Genomic DNA, 21,381 nt, shown 5'->3' with positions numbered 1-21,381 from the left:
GCACTCGGCGTACGGCTTCCAGGTGGTTGAGGCGGTCGCCGACGGGCCGTCCGTCCTGCCGGCGCTGGCCCGGCACCGCCCCGACGTCGCGATCCTCGACGTACGCCTGCCGTCGACCTTCACCGACGAGGGCCTGCAGGCGGCGCTCATGGCCCGGACGCAGCTTCCCGGGCTGCCGATCCTCGTGCTGTCCCAGCACGTCGAGCAGCGGTACGCCGGGGAACTGCTCGCCGACCGGGCTGGGGGAGTCGGCTACCTGCTCAAGGACCGGGTGTCGAACGTCGGCCAGTTCATCGACGCGGTGCGCCGAGTGGCAGACGGCGGCATGGTGATGGGCCCCGACGTGGTCTCCCAGTTGCTGGCCCGCAACACCGGCGCGCAGCGGCGTGGGGAACTCACCGCCCGGGAGTGGGAGGTGTTGGGGCTGATGGCTGAGGGGCGGTCGAACGGCGCGATTGCCGGGCGGCTGTTCGTCACGGAGAAGTCCGGCAGCAAGCACCTCAACAACATCTTCAGCAAGCTGGGGATGCCACCGTCCGATGACGACAGCCGCCGGGTGCTCGCGGTGCTCGCGTACCTCAACGGCTGAGGCCGCTACCGGCGTCCTGCGCGGCCAGACCTGGCCGGCGCTCGGCGGTGCTCGGCCATCGCGGTGTCGCCGCAGGTCCGGCCATCTGACCGCTGTTGGTCGTCTCGCGGCCGGTCCAGAATGCGGGCATGACCCTGATAGGGACCTTGGTCCGCGACAACAGCAGGCCGAACGTGGCATTGCCGGCGAGGAAAGCGAGGTAGTCGTGGGCCTGTTCCCGCACCGCGACGCGGAGATCTTCTACGAGATCCATGGCGACGGCCCACCGCTGCTGCTGATTCCCGGCGGACCGGGTGTGTCAGCTGTCTACCAGGCGCTGGGCAACCAGCTCGCCGATCGCTGGACTGTCATCACCTACGATCTCCCCGGCCATGGCCGTAGCTCCGGCCCGCGCGACCGTGACAACACCGTGCGGGACCAGGCCGACCTCGCAGCCCAGCTCTTGGCCCACCTGGGTCGCAGTAGGTCGACCGTCTTCGGGACGAGCTACGGCGCGGTCATCGCCGTCGACATGCTGGCACGCCATCCCTCCCTCGTTCAGGCGCTGGTCGTGCACGAACCCATCATGATCGAACTCTTGACCGACGCGCCCACCTGGCGTGCGTTCTTCGATCAGATCATCCACGCCGCCGACACGGAGGCCGCCTTCGCGCAGTTCATGGCCGCGGTGCACGCGGGCAGCGGCCCGGGTGAGGGCTTCATCCCACCGGCCATACCGCCGTTCTCGGGCGGAACCGAAGAACGGGCCTTCTCCCTGCGGCACGAGCTGCCCCATGCGGTCAGCTACCTGCCAGACATCGCACAGCTTGCCCGCGCCGGAGCGCCGATCGCCGTGCTGGCGGGCACCGAAAGCGAGTCCACGTTCTACGGCCAGAGCGCGCGTGAGCTGGCCTGCCGGCTGAACATCCCCTGCACCCCGATCAGAGGCGGCCACCTCGGCCACTTCATGCATCCCGTCAGCTTCGCCGCGACCCTAAGTCAGGTAATGGCCGATCTCACCAGCTCGCCCGCCTAGCGACACCACTCCTCGACGGAGAACGCGGCGACGTCGTCGGCCGCCTCCCACCCGCGCGCAACCTCGTCAACGCCGCCCTGCTATCCCCTGAACCTCAGCCACCAGCTAGCGCGTTGTTCTTTCTCAAGGCCGGTCTCGCACCGCTGCTGAACGTCGATGGCGTTACGGGCGTGCGTCGCGGCTAGGCGGCGATCGCCCGGGCGGCGGCGTGCATGTCGGCGGGGAGCGGGTGGTGCAGGCGCCAGAGGATGCGCATCGGCCGGTCGCCGGTGTGCTCCTGGTACGTCATCGGCCCGGCGTACAGGTACGGCGGCGCGCCCAGGTCGCGGTCGGCGAGCTTGGTCTCCCGGACGAACAGGTGCACCGTCGACCCGCTTTCGGCGTGCTGGATGTAGCGCTGTCCGGTCGCCGACGCCGACGATGTGGTGCTCTGGGACTCCCACTGGAACAGGCTGTCGGTGATGGCCCGGTCGGCGTACATGGTCGTGGGGGAGTAGTGCTCCTCGGACTTGACCAGGGTGACTAAGAAGAGGTCCGCCTGCTCCGACTCAAGCCACTTCACCCCCTCGCGCAGCGACCCCGGGTTCGCCATCCCGAAGGCCGCGCACGCCTCGTTGCGGCTGTAGCGGGCGTGCACCCGCAGCGGCACCCGGCCTGACAGCGGCGCCACCGTCATCCCGTGGATCCGGTCGCGGAGCACCTCGGCGACCTGGCGCAGCTCCGCGCAGCGTGCGGGCTCCGACCAGAGCCGCCTCAGCCGGGCGTCTCGCTCGGTCAGTGGCACCGACGGCCCCCAGAGGCTGAAGTGCAGCATTTCCAGCAGCCGGTCGCCAACGGGCTGCTCGCCGCCTGCGACTCGGGCCAGCAGGTCCAGCCGGTCGACGTGGTCGGTGACACTGTCGTGGACCGGCATCGCGAACAGTCCGCACGTCTACAACCTGGCGCTGACCAGTGACCACAAGGTGCCGAACGTGCAGTCCTTCGACGCCGCCGACTCGGACGTGGCCGCGGTCGACGAGCAGTGGTACGCGCAGCGCACGGGCGGCACGTTCGGTGATCTGACGTCGGCCGTGCGTCCGTACGGCACGCGGGTCTTCCTCGGCAACCGGCAGGCGGTCGAGTCGCCGCAGCGGCGCACGGCGTACTTCTCACCGGGCGTCGCCTGGCAGCCGATGGCGATGAGCGGACCGATCTTCACCGAGGTGCTCGCGTCGGTGCCGACCACCTACCAGGCCGGCGAGCGGGCGAGCACGAGCTGGTACAAGCAGCCCGTGCCGACCGGCATCGCGATCGGCGCCGACTTCCGGCCGGCGCACATGGGCGGGCGGCAGGCCAACCTGATGGGCGCGGCGTTCCCCTACTACCGGGACGCCGGGGGCTACTACACCTTCAGCTCGGACTTCGGGGACTTCGGCTTGGCGACCCTGTTCGAGAACGGCACGTCGCTTGGCCAGAGCCCGTTTGCGGCCGAGCAGTGGGTGGTCTCGACCGGGCCGGCCGACTACCGGCTGAATGTCATGACCAACAAGGGCACCGCCGGCGGCGTGCAGGCGCCGAACTGGCGGATGTCGACCCGGACGCTCACCGACTTCGAGTTTCGCTCGCAGCGGCCGGCCGACGACGACACGGTCGCGGTGCTGCCGCTGGTCATCCCGACATACGACCTGCCGCTCGACGAGTACAACCTCACCCCGGCGGCTCCCGGCTTCGAGATCGCCGTCTCCGGCGCGGGTCAGGCGGACTACGACGCCGGCCGGATCGTCTCGGCCAAGGTGTGGACCAGCCTCGATGATGGCACGACCTGGGTGGAGGTGCCGGTGACCTCGAGAGGTGCCGGGTACGTGGCCACGGTGGACAACTCGTCGGCCGCCGGCCGCAACGTCACCCTGCGCGTCCAGCTCACCGACGAGCACGGCGTCAAGGTCACCCAGGACGTAATCCGGGCGTACGGCGTGCGCTGACTCCCGTCCAGGGGCGACGATCGTTCGCGGCCAGACCGGTCGACGCCCTGCTGGCACTGTGGGGCACTGGGTGCGCGGCCGCGTTCGCTTGGGCCGCCACCTTTGATCCCGCGATTGTCAGATGTCGGACAGGCTGAAAGGCTTCGCTGCACAGCCGGGCGGCTGGGTCGGGCCCCTGTTATCCACCTCGCGCCGTGGCCCTGGCTCACTAGCCCGGGCTGCCGGCCACTACCGCTGACCAGCGCAAACGGCGTCGATTCCCATCACTGATTGCTCCGCAGCAATATCAACTTCCGAGGCTATTGACAGCGCAAACAGGGCAGCGGGGACCGGCTAAACGGCTGAATACGCGGGGGTCCCGCCAGCAGGACTCACGGCGATAGGGTCCGAGCACCGTCAGTGGGAAGTGGGGTGACGGTGCATACCGAGCTGGCACTGCCGCCTGGGGTGGAGGCAGAGCGCGTGGTCTCGACGGTCCTTGCTGACCTGCGCTCCGGAAAACACCGGGACGGTGTGGTCGACTCGCCGCCAGGGGCCGGCGAATCGACCCTCGTCGTGCGCGCCGCCGTGGAACTCGCCGCCAGCGGCGAGCCGCGGAGCGTCATCGCGCAGACGAACGAGCAGGTCGACGCAGGACGGCGGGACGCAACTGCCTTCCACCTCGAGCCGGCTCTGGTGCTGACGCCGCGACATCGTCATGCCTGCATCGTGGGCGCGCGCCGATATCGGGGAGCTGTTGGACGTTCATCCCCTCAGGCGAGCAGGTCCATCCCAACGTCGTGGTCAAGTTCCCAGCTGGACCGGCTCGTCGTCGCAGGTGTGGTGCTGCCGGAGGTACGGGCGTTCGGCCGGCCCGCCCTCGACGAACTCGCCCGGCACCTGCGGGAGGCGCTCACCCTGCTCACCGCCCGCGAGGGGGCCTGGACGGGCCGGGGGTGCGTGTGAACCTGACGGAGTGGAACACCGAGCTGCTCGACGACGTCCGTTTGCGAGGACGGCAGGGGCAGCGGCTGTATCTGTATGTCGATCGAGATCTCCTGGCCAAGCTGTCGGGTATGCCTCCCCAGGCCGCCGTCGACGACTTTAGCCGCGCGTTTCGCGCGTCCATGAGCGTCGATCCGTTTCGGCGCGGAGCCCGGGCGGCGATGACCTGGCGCCGGTCCGGCTTCATCGGCGAGCCGCCGTTCGTGGCGCACTTGGCCATGACGGTCCTCGCGGTCACGGAGGAGCCGATCGGCGCTAGTCACGGCATCTACCGCTGCCAGAATCGGCTCCTCGGTCTGCCGGAGATGCCCGCCCCGCCGCCCGGCTACGGAACCGACGTGCACTTGCTCTGGAGCACCTGGAACTCCTGGTTGGACGGTCCGGGCAGCGTCTACGGCTTGAAGACCGCGCAGATGCATCCACACTGGTCTCTACAAGGGTGGGCGCGCAGCCAAGGGCTTGTGCGCTTCTCCGATCGCCTTCAACTCGACGACTACTTCGCGGCCAGTGCCGGCAGGGTGTCGTTCGACGGGCTGCTGACCTGGCTGCGGTTGCGCCGGCCGGACCTCTGGCGCCGCTTTCAGCAGGAACCCGCGCTCGACATCCTCCGGGACGTGTTCGACGAGGAGGCAGCACGCTGGTCTCGCGAGGGTCCGCGGGTGCAGATTCGGCCCGGTCGCCAGGGCCTGCTGCAGTACGACAATTGGACGCGATCCTTCGGCGGAGCGGTTCCGGTAGACGACGCGATGCTGGGCTGGACCGTCGACCTCGGCGACGGTGAACAGCGCGTCGTCGAGGAGTCCGACAGCTTGCTCACCGTGGTGCCCAAGGTGCCGGATGAAGCCCTGTTGCGCGACGGTGTCGAGCACCGGCTGGCGGACGGCGTGGTCATGCGCTTTGGCGGTGAGGTCGTCTACGTCATGCGAGAGGATCCGCTCGTCAACGGACTGCTGCAGGTGCGGACCTGGACCCGTCCCGACGTGGCCGATGTCCTGGTTCGCCAGGACTGGCTGCCCCGTGTCCGGTCCGCTCTCCGCGCGGCCGGCATCGACCCCAGCGAGCATCCTTCGGGAATGGTCGACTGGATGTGGCTCAAGGGGGTAGAGCTGAGTCCCGTCCAGCGGCCGGTCCTCGAGTGCCTGCGCCTCGCGCACCCGGCGGCCAGTGACGAACGACGGTCGGTCTTGCAGGGCGGTCTGCGCCTGTGGGCCAACACCTATCTCGTCGGTGGCGAGCCGGATGTGCTCTTCGAGGGTGACCAGCCCACTCAGGTGAAGGTCGACGACGTGCCGGTGGCCGTCGCACCGGATACGCATCGGTTGAGCCTCGCCGATCTCGTCCTCACGCCCGGCGGCCACGGCGTTGAGTCAACGAGCGGCAAGCTCTCGTTCCAGAGCGTCGAGTACGTACACGAGACGGCGGTGGCCGGGGGGATCTCGATGGCGGTCGAGCGGCGCCGTGACGCCTACGCCTTCGGGTCCGCGACGCGCAGCTGCGCGGCGCAGATCTCCCTCGCCGGTGCGTCGCTGCACGGCGTTGAGGTGACCGAGCCGCTCGTGATCAGACGGAATCCGCTCTCCGAGGTCCTGATCATCACGGAAAGTGGCGAGGTCAGCGAGATTCACCCAGGCGCTCCCTGGTGGCTGCGGACCCTCGACCTGGAGCCGGCTGCGATGGACGTGCTGGCGGCGATCCGCACCACCTCCTCACCGGTGGCCTGTCTGGTGGTCCGCAATACCCGCGGCGGCAGCACCCAGGCGATCGCCGTGCCGCCCAGCGCTCAGCGCATGGACGGGAAGGCCGAGACCCAGCCGCGCCCGGACGCGATCCCGTCGCTGGTGTTGACTCTCAACTCGTGGACATGGATCGGACCGCCCCACGCCCGGATCCGCTGGATCCTGGGCCAGGCGATGCAGACCCGCAACGCCAGCCGCCCCCGGTCGTCATGGTCCAAGCAGAGCCCAGCACTCACGCGAAGCGATGTGTCTGATGGACCGCTCGTCAACAACCCGTTCGACGATGTGCTGACCTGGCTCTCGGAGCGGGAGCACGGGCGGGCCTCGGTTCAGGCGTTCACCGCCACCTGGGAGTGGGCCTGCATGCGCCACGGCTTCTCGTCGCTGGCCGCCCGATGGCGTCGTGCGCTGCGCATCCTCGAGGCACTCGGCCACATCGAGCGCGACTACGACACCACGCAGATCGGCGTCACGCCGGCGACGCTCGTCGCGCTGCCCGCGTCCTCAGGGCTGTACGTCCTGACCGGCTCGCGGCCCTTCCGGCTCCTTGAGCGCCTCAACGACCCGGATGACCGCGATCCGCTCGTGGCTGGGGCGGCGTCGTCGTGGGAGGTGCACGTCCGCACGCCAATGGATCGCAGCGGTTGCCCGGCCGGACCTCAGGCGGTCTACGTCGAGTGGGATCCGGCGTACCGCGTGAGCGTCCGCATCGGCCTCCAGCGCCTGGGTGTCGGTCTGACCGGGTTGTTGGCCGACGCGCTGCTCGCCATGCAGCCCGGCATCCGGCAGCTGGACCTGGTCGGCGAGCGGCTGACCATGTCGCCGGGCCGGGAGATGTGGTTGCGCCGCCGCGCCGCCAACGGCTCCTTCGAGTGGGCTCCGGTCTCCTCCGACGCGGCGCCGGGCCTGTACTGCTACCGGCTGCGTCATCGGAAGGTCTTCGCCTGGCGAGCGGCGCTCGGCGCCGAACTGGTGCAGGTGGAGTTCGCGGTCGGTGAGTGGCTTGGGCGCGTGGCGGTCGGCAAGACCAGTCTCGTCCTCGCGGACGGGGGCGCGCGACGGCTCCTAGCGGTCCCGACAAGCGTTCCGCTGCCGAAGCTGCTAGCTCGCTCGCTCGTTCTGCGCAGCGGTCTGCCGCCGCGCGCGGCGTCGTCGCGAACCGACGGTTCTCTTTACCTGATCTACGAGAACGTTGACGCGCACACCATGGAGCACGTCGCCCATGTTCTGGCGCAGAATCCCGTACACACCGACATCACGACGAAATTGGCATAGGTGAGTCGACAGATGACCTCTTCCGCGCTGACCCTCGACGGGCTCCAGAAATACCTCGAGGACGCGTTCCTGCGCTACTACGAAACGGCCTACGAGCTGCGGGACACCGCACTGGAGCAGGAGCGTCGCCAGCTTCTCAGCCAGCGTGGCACCGTGTTTATCGATCCCTACGTCGAGCTGATGCCGTCGTACCCGTCGTCGGCCTCCTCCATGGCCGAGATCTTCGACAGCGTCGGCCTGCCGGAGGCGGCCGCGCTGGTGAACGCGGGGCTGCTCCCGCATCCGTCGCCCTGGCAGCACCAGGAGGAGGCATTGCGCGCCTCGCTGGCCGGCGACGACGTCGTCGTTGGCACGGGAACCGGCTCCGGTAAGACCGAGTCCTTCCTCCTTCCGGTGCTCGCCCGGCTGGTGAAGGAGTCGCGTGCCTGGAAGACGCAGTCGTCCACGCCGAGCGCGGCCTCGTGGTGGCGCGGCAACGGAACCTTCCAGCCCCAGCGCGGCGGTGAGATGGGCCGGCTTCCCGGCATCCGCGCGCTTCTTCTCTATCCGATGAACGCGCTCGTCGAGGACCAGATGGTCCGCCTGCGCACCGCTCTGGACTCGCCCGCGGCGCGTGGCTGGCTGGCGCAGAATCGACCGGGTCATCGCTTCTACTTCGGCCGCTACACCGGTCGGACACCCCTGCCGGGCACGCGACAGACCGCTACCCCGGACAAGGTCAAGCGGCTCTCCAAGCTGATGCGCGCGGCGGAGGCCCGCCACCAGCGCCTGTTGCAGGGCATCGCCGACGGCGATATCGAGGAGAGCTGGCGTTACTTCCTGCCCGCCCTGGATGGCGCGGAGATGCGCTCACGGTGGGACATGCAGTACGCCGTACCGGACATTTTGATCACCAACTACAGCATGCTGTCGATCGCGCTGTCCCGCTCGGACGAGGCTCCGATGATCGAGGCGACCCGTCGGTGGCTGGAGGCCTCGCCGACGCACCAGTTCAGTCTGGTCATCGACGAGTTGCACATGTACCGGGGCACCTCCGGCACCGAGGTGGCCTACCTGCTCCGGCGGCTCATGACCGCGCTCGGCCTGGACAGGCGCCCGGAACAGCTCCGAGTGATCGGAACCTCCGCGAGCATCCAGGACGACGCCGAGGGTCGTGGCTTCCTCAGCGAGTTCTTCGCCCGGCAGAACGGCTCGAGCTTCACCTTCATCAAGGCCGAGTACAAGGTTCCGGACGGCGCCGACGACCTGCGGGCCCTGACGGCGCCCTTGCTCGCGGGCGAGGTGAAAGTCGAACACCTGCCCACGGATGACTCCGTGAAACGGGCTCTCACCCTCGCGATGACCGAGAACGGCGAGTTCCGGCCCCGCTCGATCGCGACGGTCGCCGGCAAGGTCTTCCCAGACACCGCTCCGGAGCAGGCGCGGAAGGCGCTCGACGAACTCACCGCGCTGCTGGAACAGCAGCCTTCGCCTGCCGCCCGGCTGCGTGGGCACCTCTTCGTCCGCACGCTGCAGGGTCTGTGGGCATGCGTCGACCCTGACTGTCCTCAGGTATCCGAGAAGCTGCGGTCACCCGAGCGTCGCATCGGGGCTCTGTACGCGGCGCAGCGGTTCACCTGCGAGTGCGGTTCCCGCGTTCTGGAGCTGCTCTACTGCCAGTCATGCGGCGAAAGCATGCTCGGCGGCTATGTCGCCCGCGCCTCCGGCCGGGAGTTTCTCGTCTCCTCGATCGCCTCCCTCAACGAGCTGCCGGACCGCGCTCCGACCGGCCGCAACGGCCAGAACTACCGGTTGTACTGGCCCACCGACCGGGAGCCGGTCGGCACCACGCAATGGCAGCGCAAGGGCACCCCGACGGCCGCCGATCCCAAGGCGCCCAAGTACCAGATGAAGTTTGTCAAGGCCCGGCTCTCCCCGGGTACCGGCATGCTGGAGCGCAACCCGAGGCAGCAGCGCACTGGCTTCGTCTACAGCCTCTCCGCCAACGGCGCCGAGGATCGGATGCCGGCCTATCCCACGATTTGCCCGTCCTGCGGTGACGACTGGGAGTGGGTGCGGAAGAGCAAGCGGGTCGAGGACCGTCAGCGGTCGCGTTCCTCGATCCGTACCCAAGGTGTTGGTTTCGACCGGGCCAACCAGGTGCTGACCGGCGCCCTCAAGCGGCGGCTCCAATCTCACCTCGTCACGTTCTCCGACAGCCGGCAGGGCGCCGCGCGAGTGGCGGCCAACCTTGAACTCGCGCACTACCTGGACCTCATCCGGGCGTTGCTCTTCAAGACGCTGCGGGAGAAATCGGAAGACGGTGGCCTGCTGCAGAAGCTGCTCGGCGGCGACTCCAGCCCCGAGACCACGGCATTCCTGGAGCGCCTACAAGCCACCGACCCCAACGCCGCCATGGCGGTCATGAAGAAGTCGAATCGCTTTCCGCTTACCTCCGCCGATGAGCGCGCGCTGCAGGGCGCGATGGAGACGTTGGGCGGACGGCCGAGCCTCGTCGACCTCGTCAGTCAGTTGCAGCCGATGTTGCTGGAACTCGGGGTCAATCCGGGCGGTCCGGCGCCCTCGCTCAACCGCCTGCGCGACGACCTGTCGTGGACCAGCCTGTTCGACTGGGACGTCCACCCCGTACGCGACCGTGGCGCCTTCCTGGACGCCGAGGGCGCGGGCCTGCTCGATAAGATTCAGCGGGCACTCGCCGAGCAGGTGGTCAAGACTGTGTTCGCGGGCGGTGATCGGGACGCGGAGTCGCTCGGCGTGGCGCACGTCGTTCCTGCGGCGGCCATCTCCCTCGGCTCGCTCGATCCCGCGGTGGCACACCAGTTCGCCTGCTCGGCGCTGCGAATCCTGGGGCGTCGCCGTCGTCTCCCATGGACGACCGACACCGAGAGCTACTGGCCGAAGCAGTTGGTGGAGTACGCCGAGGCCGTGGCGAACGTGTACCCCTGTGGTCTCGACGGCGAGGGCCTGGCCGACGCGGTGGGCCAGCGGGTCAAGGCGGGCCAGGCCTCCGGCTTCCGCGTGGACCCGAACGAGATGCGTATTGCCCTCGTCGACAAGCCGCAGATCTGGCGGTGCATGACCTGTCGCACCAAGCATCTGCACCCCAGCGCCGGCATCTGCATCACCTGCTACCGACAGCTGCCGGCTGAGCCGGAGCCGTCCGATGCCGCGAAGGAGGATTACTACGCCTGGCTCGCCGATCAGGACGGCGGCGCCTACCGGTTCCACTGCGAAGAGCTCACCGGGCAGACGGATCCGCTCGAGGCCCAGGCTCGGCAGGCCCGCTTCCAGGGTGTCTTCCTGGCCGGAACGGAGGTAAAGAAGGCCGACGAGATCGACATCCTGTCGGTCACGACGACGATGGAGGCAGGTGTCGACATCGGCGCCCTGCGCGGCGTCGTCATGGCGAACATGCCTCCCCAGCGCTTCAACTATCAGCAGCGTGTCGGCCGTGCCGGGCGACGGAGCGAACATCTCGCCATTGCGCTCACCGTGTGCCGCGGCGCCCGCAGCCACGACGAGCACTACTTCGCCAACCCGGCGTCGATCACCGGTGATGAGCCGCCACAGCCGTTCCTCGACATGCGGTCCCAGCCGATCCTGACTCGCGCGTTCACGGCCGAGGTCCTGACCCGCGCCTTCCGGAGGGCGGCAGCTCAATTGGCCTTCGACGGTGGCCGCAGCGTGCACGGCGAGTTCGGGTCGGCCCACGACTGGCTGAACCACGCCGGCCTCGCGGATGCCGTTCGCGACACCCTCGCCGCCGGACGCGACACCTGGGCCGCCATCGCCGGAAGTCTGCTCGCCGCGACTCGGATCGATCCGGCCACGGCCGCTAAGCTGGCCGACTGGGCGGCGAACGAGCTGGCCGACCGGATCGCCACGGTTGCCCAGGGAGCGCGTGTGCCGGCCCTGTCGGAGGCTCTCGCACAGGCGGGTCTGCTGCCCATGTTCGGCTTCCCGACGCAGGTGCGAGTCCTTTACACCGACCGGCCGAAGAATTGGGAAGAGCCCAACACCCTGGATCGGGACTCCGGGATCGCCATCTCCGAGTTCGCGCCGGGCTCTGAAGTGGTCAAGGACAAGTCGGTGCACACTGCCGTCGGGGTCGTCGCCTACATGCAGCGGCCGGACGGCACCTGGCAGGAGAGCCCCGACGACCCGCTCGGGCCGCTGTCGGAGGCCGGAATCTGTCAGTCGTGCCTGGGCATCGCCACGACCCCCGTCGACAAGTGCCCGCACTGCGGCGCCGGCGCTCCCGACTTCGCCCAGGTGACACTGGCGGAGCCGCTCGGCTATCGGACGTCCTACTGGCCGCGCGACTACGAGCAGCTCGGCGACCCGACGGCGCGCGCTTCCCAGCCGAGGCTGGCCCTGGACGACGTAGCCGACGAGAAATACGCCAACGCACTCATCCGGTCGGCGAACGGGGAGATCCTCGCCGTCAACGACAACAACGGCGAACTCTACGAGTTCAACCCGGCCATCAAGACCACCAAGAAGGGCTCGTGGCCGGCGAACGGGCTCATCGAACTCGGCCTGCTCACCGACAAGGACCGGCAGGACCGGGCCAAGCTGTGGGGCCACGCCGTCGCGGGGCCGGTACGGGAGCCGGTCGCTCTCGCCGCGCGGCGGCGGACCGACGTTCTCGTCGTCGGCCTCGACCAGCTGGGGCCCGGGCTCGTGATCAATCCCCAGGAGCCCGCTGGCCGTGGCGCCTGGGCGTCGCTGGGCTATCTGCTGCGCGATGCCGCGGTCAAGTGGCTGGACATCGGCCCGGAGGAGATTCAGGTCGGCGTGCACCCCAGGAAGCGCGGTGAGCACCTCGTCGGTGAACTGTTCATCGCCGACAGCCTCGAGAACGGCGCCGGCTATGCGTCCCGCCTCGCCGAGAAGATCGAAACCCTATTCGACGAGGCTGACGCCTACGCCAAGGGCCTCGGCGAGCACGGCGGCGGCCAGCCCTGTGACTCAAGCTGCCACAGCTGTCTGCGTGACTACAACAACCGGTCGTGGCATCCACTTCTCGATTGGCGCCTCGCCGTCGACCTGCTCGACCTGCTCCGTGGCCGGCCGCTTGAGATCGACCGGCAGCGTGAGCGCGACCTGAAGGCCGCCCAGAGGTTCGCGCGCGACTTCGGCCTCACGATCGCCGACGTCGAGGTTCCGGTGATCGCCGGGCAGGGGCAGGGTGGGTTGGCGATCATGCATCCCTTCGAGGACCGGTCCCCGACATCCCCCAACCTGCGGGTGGCACGCATCCGTAACCGTCACCGCGGGGTGAGGTTGGCAACGTCGTACGAACTGATCAGGCGGCCAGGCGCTTTGATTGCGCAGCTGATGGCCGACTGAGTGGACCATACGCTCTCCGGAACAGACGTCGTGACCTCGGCCTTCGCGGCTAGTGCCTTGACCACAAACGCTGGCGCGGGTATGGCTCACTTCGGATAGATCGACAAGGCGTAGAGAACCTTGATCATCTTCTGGACCGGTCATGCCCGCCCTGGTACTCGCCGCAAGAGCGCGTCTACACCAACCATCTCAAGCCGGACACTCGTAACGACTTTGCCGGCCCGGGGGGTCTAGCGCTTGACATCAGCCGCCAGATCAGCTGAGCTCTTTAGGTGATCCCGAGACGTCCCCCCACGACCGCCGACCGGAGAAACATCTCGTGAACTTTCCTGACTTGCCCAGGATGACCGTTCTATCGGTCTTCACCGGCACCGGCGGGCTGGACTGCGGGCTGGAGGTCGCCGGGCTGGAGACGGTCGGCTGTATCGAACTCGATCACCTCTGCCGTCGCTCCATTGAAGAGAACCGCCCGAACTGGAAGCTCCTGGACTCTGCGGATGTGCTCGTGGCGGCCAAGACCCTACGCCCGGCTGACGTGGGGCTGGCCCGGCGTGAACTCGACGTGCTTGCCGGTGGGCCTCCCTGCCAGCCGTTCTCGGTGGCGGGCCAATGGACCAGCAGTGGACGACGGGGGATGGACGACGACCGGGCCCGGACCGTTGCCGCGATGCTTGACTTAGTTGAGGTTTTCCTGCCGAGGACGGTGGTGATCGAAAACGTCGCGGGCTTCCTGCGGGGCAAGATCTCGGCTCTGCCCTTCGTGGAGAACCGGCTCGACGAGATAAATGAGCTGCACGGGACTGCTTACCGGCTGCATGCCCAAATTGTGGACGCCGCGGATTATGGTGTACCGCAGCACCGCCGACGTGTCATCGCAGTTGCCACCCGGGAAGGCGTTCCGTTCGCCCTGCCGAAACCAACATTCGCCGAGCACCCCATCACTGCCTGGGACGCGATTGGCGATCTCAAGGAGGCAACGGTGCCAGCCTGCAAAGGTGGCTGGACTGACCTCCTTCCGTCGATCCCTGAGGGCGGCAATTATCAATACCTGACCGCACGAGGCGGTGGGAGTGAGCTGTTTGGATACCGTACCCGGTATTGGTCGTTCCTGCTCAAGCTCGCTAAGGACAAGCCGTCCTGGACCCTGCCGGCGAGCCCTGGCCCGTCGACTGGGCCGTTTCACTGGGCCAATCGACCATTGTCTGCTCGAGAACGGATGCGGCTGCAGAGCTTCCCAGACGACTGGCAGCCGGTTGGCAGCTACGGAGAGCAGGTGAAGCAGATCGGCAACGCGACGCCTCCGCTGCTCGGCGAGGTCATCGGGCGGGCACTTGTCTCCCAGGTGCTCGCACCCGGTGTCACATATCCGAGGGATGCCACGCTGCTCCGTCCGCGTCTCGGCGCGATACCGGCGGCCGTCCCACCGGCGCCGATTCCGCCCCGGTTCGAGCTGATGGTGGGGCAGAAGACGGCTCACCTTGGCACGGGCAAGGGGCCAGCCCCACGGCAGGCCGTCGTGAGTTGACAGGGTGGACCGGTGAGACGACTTGGTGCCCTGGACCGCCGCATTCATCAGGGCAACTACGGAGAAGCGTTCGTGCGGGTCCTAGCCGCCTCAGCTGGCCTCGTGGTGTCCCGGCCGGACGTCGACGCTACTGGCGAGGACTTCGTCATCGGGTGTCCCGGCTTTCGCGGCAGCACCCGGCATCCAAAGATTGAGGTCCAGGTGAAGTCCTGGAGTAACCCCGCCGGCAATGACCAGTTCTGGCGCTACCGTATGAAGGCGACGCATTACAACGAGATCGCGGGAAACGATTTCTACCTGCCTCGGTTCCTCTTCGTGATCATCGTCCCGACTGAGGCGTCGCTCTACGCCAAGGCGGAGAGCGACGCGCTGCGTCTGTACTACGCAGGGTACTGGGCCTCATTCCGGGATCAACAGTGCGTGGCTGGTGTCCAAACGGTCACCGTCGATGTCCCTAAGCGGAATCTGTTGACCGCCGAATCACTGCGTAGCCTCTTCCCCGGCGAGCCGGCAACGGGGCTCCTTCAAGGGAGTTCGTCATGACTCTCCGAATCCCAGGCCTCGATGCAGTCGAACCGACGAAGGTGGCGCAGTATCTGCGCGCCGCCGGTTGGGTGGAGCGCCAGCGTGGTCTGCACGCCTTGGTTTGGACCCTCGGGGACGGCGACGAGGAGCTTGAGCTGCTTTTGCCGCTGGACCCCTCATTCCGGGACTACCGCTCCCGACTCTTCGACATGCTGCAGGTGCTTTCTCTGGCCGAGGAGCGTGACCCGCGGGCCGTCATCGCAGATATTGCGGCACTGGCGGTCGACACTCAGCACTTCCGGCTGCTACCCAACCTTCCTTCGGGGAGCATCGCGCTTCTTGATGTCGCGGACGCGATCCGTGGTGTGCGCGACCTGATGTATGCGGCGGCCCACTCTGCACTTGAGAACCGGCCCATGCTGGTACAGCCGCGGAAACGTCCACAAGGCGTTCATCGCTTCGTACGGGAGGTACGGCTCGTCGCCCCAACCGCGGGCAGCTTCGTGCTCACGGCCCAGGTTCCGTTGGAGCCGGCTCAGCAGGAGAGGTTTCCTCGGCAGCATCGGCCTATGGAGCCCGCCACCGCAAGGGCCGCCACGCCTAATCGGCAAGTAGTGCTTCAGCTGCACCGGGCGGTGCGGGCGGCCCATCATGCCGCCGGTGAGTCCCTGCGCACTGGATCGGTTGAACCGTTTGCCGCCCGAGCCGATGAGGGTGTCTCGTCGAACCTGTGTGAGGCGGTAAGCCTGATCGGGCGAATGCAGCCCTTCGAACTCCGCTTCTCCTGGGCGCAGTCAGCGCCTCTGGCCGTGCAAACGCCGCGGCTAAGGTTCGACAGCCATCTGGTTGAGGCCATTGGCGCCGCCGCCAAGGAACTCCCAGGGTTCGCCGAGGCGGAGCAGGTCGAGTTCCTTGGGCAGGTGGTTCAGCTCAACCGTGCCGAGCAAGGCAGCGGTCGTGTGACTCTTATGGGAGTCCTGAGGGCGGCGGCGGGCGAGGTGCGTGGGGTGCGGCTGTCAGCGACCTTGTCGTCCGACCACTACGACGCGGCCGTCACTGCCCACCGAACGCAGCACCGGGTCCTTGCCACCGGCCAGCTGCGCGACAATCATCTCCATCCCGTGCAGTCATTTACTCTCTCAGACAACTAACGGTCTGACGCGCCGCTCGCGACTTCACTGACCCAACGGTACCGGCCGGATCAGGACGTCGAAGTCCAAGGCCCTCTTCAAGCTCACTCTGCCGCGCACCGAGTCATCGACACCCTCGGACCGCTGCTGGCACTGGCACCGATCCGCCGGTGGCCGGTCGACCAGATCGACATCGTCGAAGGCACCCTCAGCCCCAACCGGCCCACCGCCTGGCCGCCGCGCGGAGCAAGAACTACCGCAACTCAACCAACCTGCAGGTCGCCATCGACGCCAGCACCCGCCCAGTCATCGTCGTCGGCGATCTGCAGCCGGGCAACCGCAACGACACCATCGTCTACCGCACCTCGGCATCGACCAGAAGCTGGACGGGCGGCCGGTCATGGCCGACGGCGGCTACCGCGGCAATCCCGAGGTGATCATCCCCTACCGCAAGCCCGCGACGGCAGCCCGCTACCGGCCTGGAAGAAGACCTGAACGCTCAGCACCGCACCGTCCGAGCGCAGGTCGAACACGTCCTGGCCCGCATGCAGAGGTAAAGCAAAGTCAGTTGATCATGTTCGGGATGCGGCGAGTAGTGGCAGGATCAGCAGTTTGTTGCCGTGGAGTCGCTCCAGGACCTGTTTGATCTTGGAGTGGCCGGCGAGGCGGATCAGTCCGATGGCGAGGTTGCGGAACAGGGCCATGGTGTGGGCGGCGGCACCGAGCCAGGCATGGTGGTGGTCTTCGGCGAAGAGGACGTCCCGGACCCAGTGGATCTTGTTTTCGATGCCCCAGTGTCGGCGGGTGTAGTCGGCGATGTCCGCGGCTGTGGTGGCCTGGGCGTCCAGGTTGGTGATCCCGTGGACGATGTCCTTGTGCAGGCGTTGGCCGGTCAGGTCGTAGGTGTCGCGGCGGATCCGGAAGACCTGCGCGGCGGCGGGGAACTCGATGCCGGCGGCGTCGGCGGTCCAGATCCGACGCTCGATGATGAGTCCCGAGCGGTGTTCGCGGTGAGTGTGGGCGGCGCTGTCGCTGGTCGCGGCGGGTAGGCGCTGCCAGATCGCCGCGAGGAGGGCGGGTCTGTTGCCCTTGACGGTGAACACGTAACCGGCGCCGCGGTGGTGCAGGTAGGTGGCGGTGTCGGTCGAGGGGTGCGCGGCGTCGGCGGTGATCACCGTGCCGGCGATCTCGACCGGGTCCAGCAACGCTTGGACCTGGGTGACCTCGGTGGTGTCGTCGGGCACCCGGAGTTGAGCGATCACGACGGCGGTGTCGTGGCGCATCGCGGAGAACAGTCTCACGTTGTTGGCGGGGTCGCCGTCGTGGGAGGCCCGTACGGTCTTGCCGTCCAAGGCCAGGCCAGGCCGCCCGCCGTCGGTGGGTGGGATGCGGGTGGCGATCCACTGACACAGCAGGCGGTCGGTGGCGGCGGCGTCGATCGTCTCGGCCACACGGCGCAGGGTGTCCCGACTGGGCGGTATCCGCCGGCCGTGGCGGGGGTCCACGCGGGCGCCCGCGGCGGCCAGCAGCAGCGCGGGCAGCTCGGCGACGCGGTCGGCGGCCTGGCGGAAGTTACGGGCTCCGCAGAGCACCGCCAACGCCAACATGGTCAACGCCGCCGGCAGCCCGTGACGCACTCCCCGAGGCTTGCGTGGGTCGCTGACCTGGGAGAACACCTCGTACAACGCGGTCACGTCGGAAACGTCGATGTCAGCGCCGCTGTCGGTGACGCAAGCGGTCAAGGCATGGGAGACTGCCACGAGCGGCCTTTCTTTGCAGACGATGCTGGCGTAGAGAACCTTCATCATCCACTTAGGAAGGCCGCGTCTATGAACCGGCCTCAGACAGCGAAACCGCCGCTGAGCAGCACGTCCACATGATCACCTGACTTTGCTTTGCCCCTGGGCCCGCATGAGTGCTGGATAATCCTGCGCGACTACCGCCGCGCCGCCCGCACATTGACCGAAACCGCTTCCGGAATTGCCACCCGCACAACATCGCCCTCGCCGGGTTGAGCACCAACCCGGTCACGGGCATCGCCCTCCACTGAGTTAGGAGAAGTCCTTTAGGCAGGAATGGGAAAGCGTTGAGCTAGCCAGTCCTGGACGGCGGTGGCGGTGGTGTAGCCGTGGCTTCGAAGGGTGTCCACGACATCGCGGCCACAGATGAGCACGATCGGATGCCCGTCAGTGCGAACCTCTTCGTATGCCTGTCGATCGATGTGAGCGGTTGTGATTAGAACGCCAAACATCCTGTGGCGGATGCGCGAGATCAGGCGGGAGACCTCTCGAACTCCAACCGAATTGCCAGGCGCGTAGCACTTGGCTTCAAGTGCAAAGTCTAGCCCGATGGTGTCCGCGGCAGGACCGAGGAGATACTGACCAACAGCATCACGGCCGCCATCCCGGCTGCGCGGCGTCACCTCCGTCCGACCCGTTGCGGGCGCCATCATCCGCCACAGCTCGACCGCACATTGCTCGAACCCATGTCGGTCGTCCGCGAACCAGTCATGGATCGTCGAGAGAATTCTCTTGCCTTCGATATCCTGAGGTACCTGGTCTTCCTTCATGCGGATAACCGTCGTGCGCTGGGCAACGAGCGGCCGGTAGGCCCGTCCTTCGATCCAGTCTCGCCATGCCGTCGGGCAGTTGGTGCCATCTACCTGTCCGGCTAGGATCTCGTCTATCCATGCCCGCCGAACAATCGGAACGTCGAGGACGGTGAAGCGGGACCGGTAGTTCTGAAAACGCAGTCCCTTTTTCGTCCGCCAGATTGCCTGAAGGTCATCGTCAGGGTTCGAGGACGGTCCACCGGGGGCTAAGAGGCCACGGAACCGCGCATCGCGCCCTGTGCCAGTCCGCACGAACAGAAGGAACGGCGGGATCAGGCGGCGATCATTCGCCGACCCGTAGCTGCGGGCGAACACATCCCGTAAGAGCAGGTTCCCGCGCCTGGGCGTCTCGTGGAGGTCCGCTCCCGGCTGTTTGTTGTCCCCATAGTAGGTAAACGCGCCAGTCTGCTCATCGAGGGCATCTGGCCAATCAGGGTCCCGTCCGGAGGAATCTAGTGCCACCAATCTGACTAACCCAGACTTGGACCTTGCCGGCCGGAATCCGCCTTGGTTTCCGGCACCCGGTATGAGTCGGGCAACAGGCTCATCGCCAAGATTGCCGGCCCGCCCGCCGTAGTAGTAGGCGTCAAGAACCAAATCGGCTTGTTTGAGCTGATCGAAGGGAACCCCGGTCTCAAAGGACCCACCCTTGGCGTGCGGGGCGGCCACTTACTGCCGATCCTGGAGTCGCTCTGCGACGAAGACGCCGAGCCCCTGGTGGCCATACAGCTCGCCGGTCTCGATGAGAATCGTGATGGCCTGGCGGACTGTTGACTGGCTGCCGACCTCGTACATCTCGGCGAGCGCCTTTGTGGACGGCAGCTTGTGGCCGGGGGGCCACTCGCCTGAGGCGATGCGCCCCCTGACGTCGGCGATGATCCGCCGGTAGTGCGGCTCGAACTTTCGTGGTGCGGGCATGCGTAGTACTCCCAGCTAGGCCCACACATCTGATCACGAGAGCCGGGAGAACCTCAAGGGCATCGTTGACTTTACCAGTAACGCCGGTAAAGTGCAGAGACGAGGAAACGCCCCAGCTAGGCACTGCGGTGGATCCTTCGTCGGAGCAGCCCCCGCCTCGGCCAGCCGAATCCCCCGAGTTTGCGCTGGCGAGCGCGCTGCTCCGACGCCCACAAGCTTCCCGCTACAGCCGCTGCATCGGCGGAGGTGCGAGCAGAGAAGAGGACTTCCGGCCGTGAGGCAGCGGCGGGATAAACAGGCAGGCCCGGGGTGGGTGCTGGGCTCCGGTCGGTACGGACGCGCGGTCGTACCGATCGTCCCCGCCCGCCTCGGCGCCACCCCACTACCTGAGGAGGGACATGGACTCGATTGACGAGATCCTCGGTGAACTACCGCTACCGCCCCACGTCACCGCCGAAGACGTCAGCTTCGCCGTCAAGGCGGTCACTGTGCACGCCGCCGAGCGGTGGCCCGACGGTCCGCGGTGTCGCAACGACCGTGCACCCCACCCCTGTCGGCTGCACCGCTGGGGCCGTCGGGTCCTCGACCAACGCGGCCTCACAGACCGGCAGATCCGTTCGCTGATCGCCGAGCAGAAGGCGCCGCAGCGATGATCTACGTGACCGGGGAGCGTCTGCAGCCGCACCACGCTCGCATAGCTTCCTTCGACACCCGCTGGCGCGGCCTTGACCCCGCCCAGGTGCACGACTACCTCAACCGGCTGGCCGACGAACTCGAACGACTGCACCGCGAGCTGACCACGGCAAACACCGAGGCCGAACGCATCCGCCAGGCGCTGCGGCAGTGGCAGTCCCGGCACACCGGCTGCCGCCACACAGATCCAGGTTCACCGAACAGCCGGTGGCAGCGATGACCGCACCCCGCTGGATCATCCACCTCCCCACCACCCTGACTAGCCTCGACGAGGCCATCACCCTCGCCGTGGCCCTGCGCGACTCGCTCGGTCACGTCACCGCCATCGACTTTGGCGAGACCACCCTCAGCGAGGAGGATCGCCAGTTCCTGCGTACCCGGATCTGGTGTGACGCCAAGCTCGACGGCGCCGGCCGCTGCCGACGCCGCGATGACCACGACGGCCCGTGCGGGGCCACGGATGAGGGCCCACGCCGGTAGCGTCCCGGGGATGCCCGACACCGCGCACGACGACCTGCTGGCCGGCTTCACGGCTCCCCAGCCGTACACCATGGAGGCCGTCGCCGGCGCTCCCCGCGCGCCCGGCGTGCACGTGGTCCTCGACGGCGGCGTGGTCATCTACGTCGGCCGGACCAGGCGGGGTCTGCGGGATCGCCTCCGGCAGCACCTGACCGGCAACCGCGAGTCATCGGTGCTGCACGAGCAGGTCGGTCAGCTCCTCGACACCCTGGACAACGCGGCGTCGGCCGCCGCCATTGCCGGCTGGCTGGGTCGGTGCGAGGTCCGCTGGCAGGAGACCGACAACCCGGAGGGTACGAAGGAAGCCCTGGTCGTCGCCCTCAAGCCGCGCTTCAACCGGCAGGTGCCGAAGCCACGTCACGCGGGCGGTGGCGAATAGCGGAGCGGCGCGTGGGTGACTGCCCCGCTGCGATGTCCCGGCAGTGCTCCAGGCGGCCCACATGAACATGGTGCTGTCGACCTGGTTGGTGATCGGAACACGGTCGCCTCCGTAGATGGAGATATACACCAGGTGCGGTCTCCCCGCCCGCAGCGCCGCCCGCATGAGA

The 21,381-nt window shown here is 67.7% G+C and carries 15 protein-coding genes and 4 pseudogenes; 15 read left to right on the top strand and 4 right to left on the bottom strand.

From position 1 onward, the window contains the following. Positions 1-7: 7 nt before the first annotated feature. Positions 8-589: pseudogene (locus tag OG799_RS22925) on the top strand (LuxR C-terminal-related transcriptional regulator); the annotation flags it as partial. Between the two features lie 205 nt (positions 590-794). Continuing rightward, positions 795-1,604 (top strand): alpha/beta fold hydrolase, encoded by an 810-nt coding sequence (locus OG799_RS22920; RefSeq protein ID WP_406037360.1) that lies wholly within the window; start codon positions 795-797, stop codon positions 1,602-1,604. Positions 1,605-1,785: 181 nt separating this feature from the next. Here OG799_RS22920 and OG799_RS22915 read toward each other — a convergent pair. Continuing rightward, a pseudogene (locus tag OG799_RS22915) lies at positions 1,786-2,496 on the bottom strand (DUF3427 domain-containing protein); the annotation flags it as partial. On the opposite strand from OG799_RS22915, the gene OG799_RS22910 reads away from it, so the two are divergent. The 9 genes and pseudogenes from OG799_RS22910 to OG799_RS22870 all read left to right on the top strand — a co-directional run. Further along, positions 2,495-3,565 (top strand): hypothetical protein, encoded by a 1,071-nt coding sequence (locus tag OG799_RS22910; protein ID WP_406037358.1) that lies wholly within the window; start codon positions 2,495-2,497, stop codon positions 3,563-3,565. The pseudogene OG799_RS22915 and the gene OG799_RS22910 sit on opposite strands and share 2 nt — an antisense overlap. A gap of 435 nt (positions 3,566-4,000) precedes the next feature. Continuing rightward, positions 4,001-4,195: pseudogene (locus OG799_RS22905) on the top strand (helicase); the annotation flags it as partial. Positions 4,196-4,384: 189 nt separating this feature from the next. Then, positions 4,385-4,510, top strand: a complete 126-nt coding sequence (locus OG799_RS22900; RefSeq protein ID WP_406046518.1) for a hypothetical protein — start codon at positions 4,385-4,387, stop codon at positions 4,508-4,510. Beyond that, positions 4,507-7,560, top strand: coding sequence for a hypothetical protein (locus OG799_RS22895; RefSeq protein WP_406037356.1), 3,054 nt, complete (start codon positions 4,507-4,509; stop codon positions 7,558-7,560). Before OG799_RS22900 ends, OG799_RS22895 begins: the two co-directional genes overlap by 4 nt. Before the next feature lie 12 nt (positions 7,561-7,572). Continuing rightward, the gene (locus OG799_RS22890; protein ID WP_406037354.1) at positions 7,573-12,912 is read left to right on the top strand and encodes a DEAD/DEAH box helicase; all 5,340 of its coding nucleotides are present in this window, start codon (positions 7,573-7,575) and stop codon (positions 12,910-12,912) included. Positions 12,913-13,231: 319 nt separating this feature from the next. After that, on the top strand, positions 13,232-14,437 hold the full coding sequence (locus OG799_RS22885) for a DNA cytosine methyltransferase (protein ID WP_406037352.1): 1,206 nt from the start codon (positions 13,232-13,234) through the stop codon (positions 14,435-14,437). Between the two features lie 12 nt (positions 14,438-14,449). Further along, entirely contained in the window at positions 14,450-14,980 is a 531-nt protein-coding gene (locus OG799_RS22880) for a DUF4365 domain-containing protein (RefSeq protein WP_406037350.1), read from the top strand. After that, a complete protein-coding gene (locus OG799_RS22875; RefSeq protein ID WP_406037348.1) occupies positions 14,977-16,113 on the top strand; it encodes a hypothetical protein in 1,137 nt (378 codons plus the stop codon). Before OG799_RS22880 ends, OG799_RS22875 begins: the two co-directional genes overlap by 4 nt. A 69-nt stretch (positions 16,114-16,182) precedes the next feature. Beyond that, positions 16,183-16,643, top strand: a pseudogene (locus OG799_RS22870) (transposase family protein); the annotation flags it as partial. Positions 16,644-16,664: 21 nt separating this feature from the next. Here the strand turns inward: OG799_RS22870 and OG799_RS22865 are convergent. The 3 genes from OG799_RS22865 to OG799_RS22855 all read right to left on the bottom strand — a co-directional run bounded on the left by OG799_RS22865 (position 16,665) and on the right by OG799_RS22855 (position 19,621). After that, on the bottom strand, positions 16,665-17,786 hold the full coding sequence (locus OG799_RS22865; protein ID WP_406037346.1) for an ISAs1 family transposase: 1,122 nt from the start codon (positions 17,784-17,786) through the stop codon (positions 16,665-16,667). A gap of 371 nt (positions 17,787-18,157) precedes the next feature. After that, positions 18,158-19,372, bottom strand: coding sequence for a restriction endonuclease (locus OG799_RS22860; protein ID WP_406037344.1), 1,215 nt, complete (start codon positions 19,370-19,372; stop codon positions 18,158-18,160). Next, positions 19,373-19,621, bottom strand: coding sequence for a GntR family transcriptional regulator (locus OG799_RS22855; RefSeq protein WP_406037342.1), 249 nt, complete (start codon positions 19,619-19,621; stop codon positions 19,373-19,375). 398 nt (positions 19,622-20,019) lie between these two features. Between OG799_RS22855 and OG799_RS22850 the strand changes: the two genes are divergently transcribed. Genes OG799_RS22850 through OG799_RS22835 form a run of 4 tightly spaced genes read left to right on the top strand, consistent with a single transcriptional unit; the run spans position 20,020 to position 21,212 of the window. Further along, complete coding sequence (locus tag OG799_RS22850) at positions 20,020-20,274, top strand: hypothetical protein (protein ID WP_406037340.1); 255 nt, start codon at positions 20,020-20,022, stop codon at positions 20,272-20,274. Beyond that, positions 20,271-20,534, top strand: a complete 264-nt coding sequence (locus tag OG799_RS22845) for a DivIVA domain-containing protein (protein ID WP_406037338.1) — start codon at positions 20,271-20,273, stop codon at positions 20,532-20,534. Before OG799_RS22850 ends, OG799_RS22845 begins: the two co-directional genes overlap by 4 nt. Beyond that, positions 20,531-20,794 (top strand): hypothetical protein, encoded by a 264-nt coding sequence (locus OG799_RS22840; protein ID WP_406037336.1) that lies wholly within the window; start codon positions 20,531-20,533, stop codon positions 20,792-20,794. The genes OG799_RS22845 and OG799_RS22840 overlap by 4 nt, the downstream gene beginning before the upstream one ends. A 10-nt stretch (positions 20,795-20,804) precedes the next feature. Further along, positions 20,805-21,212 (top strand): GIY-YIG nuclease family protein, encoded by a 408-nt coding sequence (locus tag OG799_RS22835; protein WP_406037334.1) that lies wholly within the window; start codon positions 20,805-20,807, stop codon positions 21,210-21,212. The last annotated feature ends 169 nt before the right edge of the window (positions 21,213-21,381 follow it).

It is taken from the genome of Micromonospora sp. NBC_00898 (assembly GCF_045207895.1).
Taxonomy (GTDB): domain Bacteria; phylum Actinomycetota; class Actinomycetes; order Mycobacteriales; family Micromonosporaceae; genus Micromonospora.
This window is presented reverse-complemented; position numbering and strand designations above follow the sequence as displayed.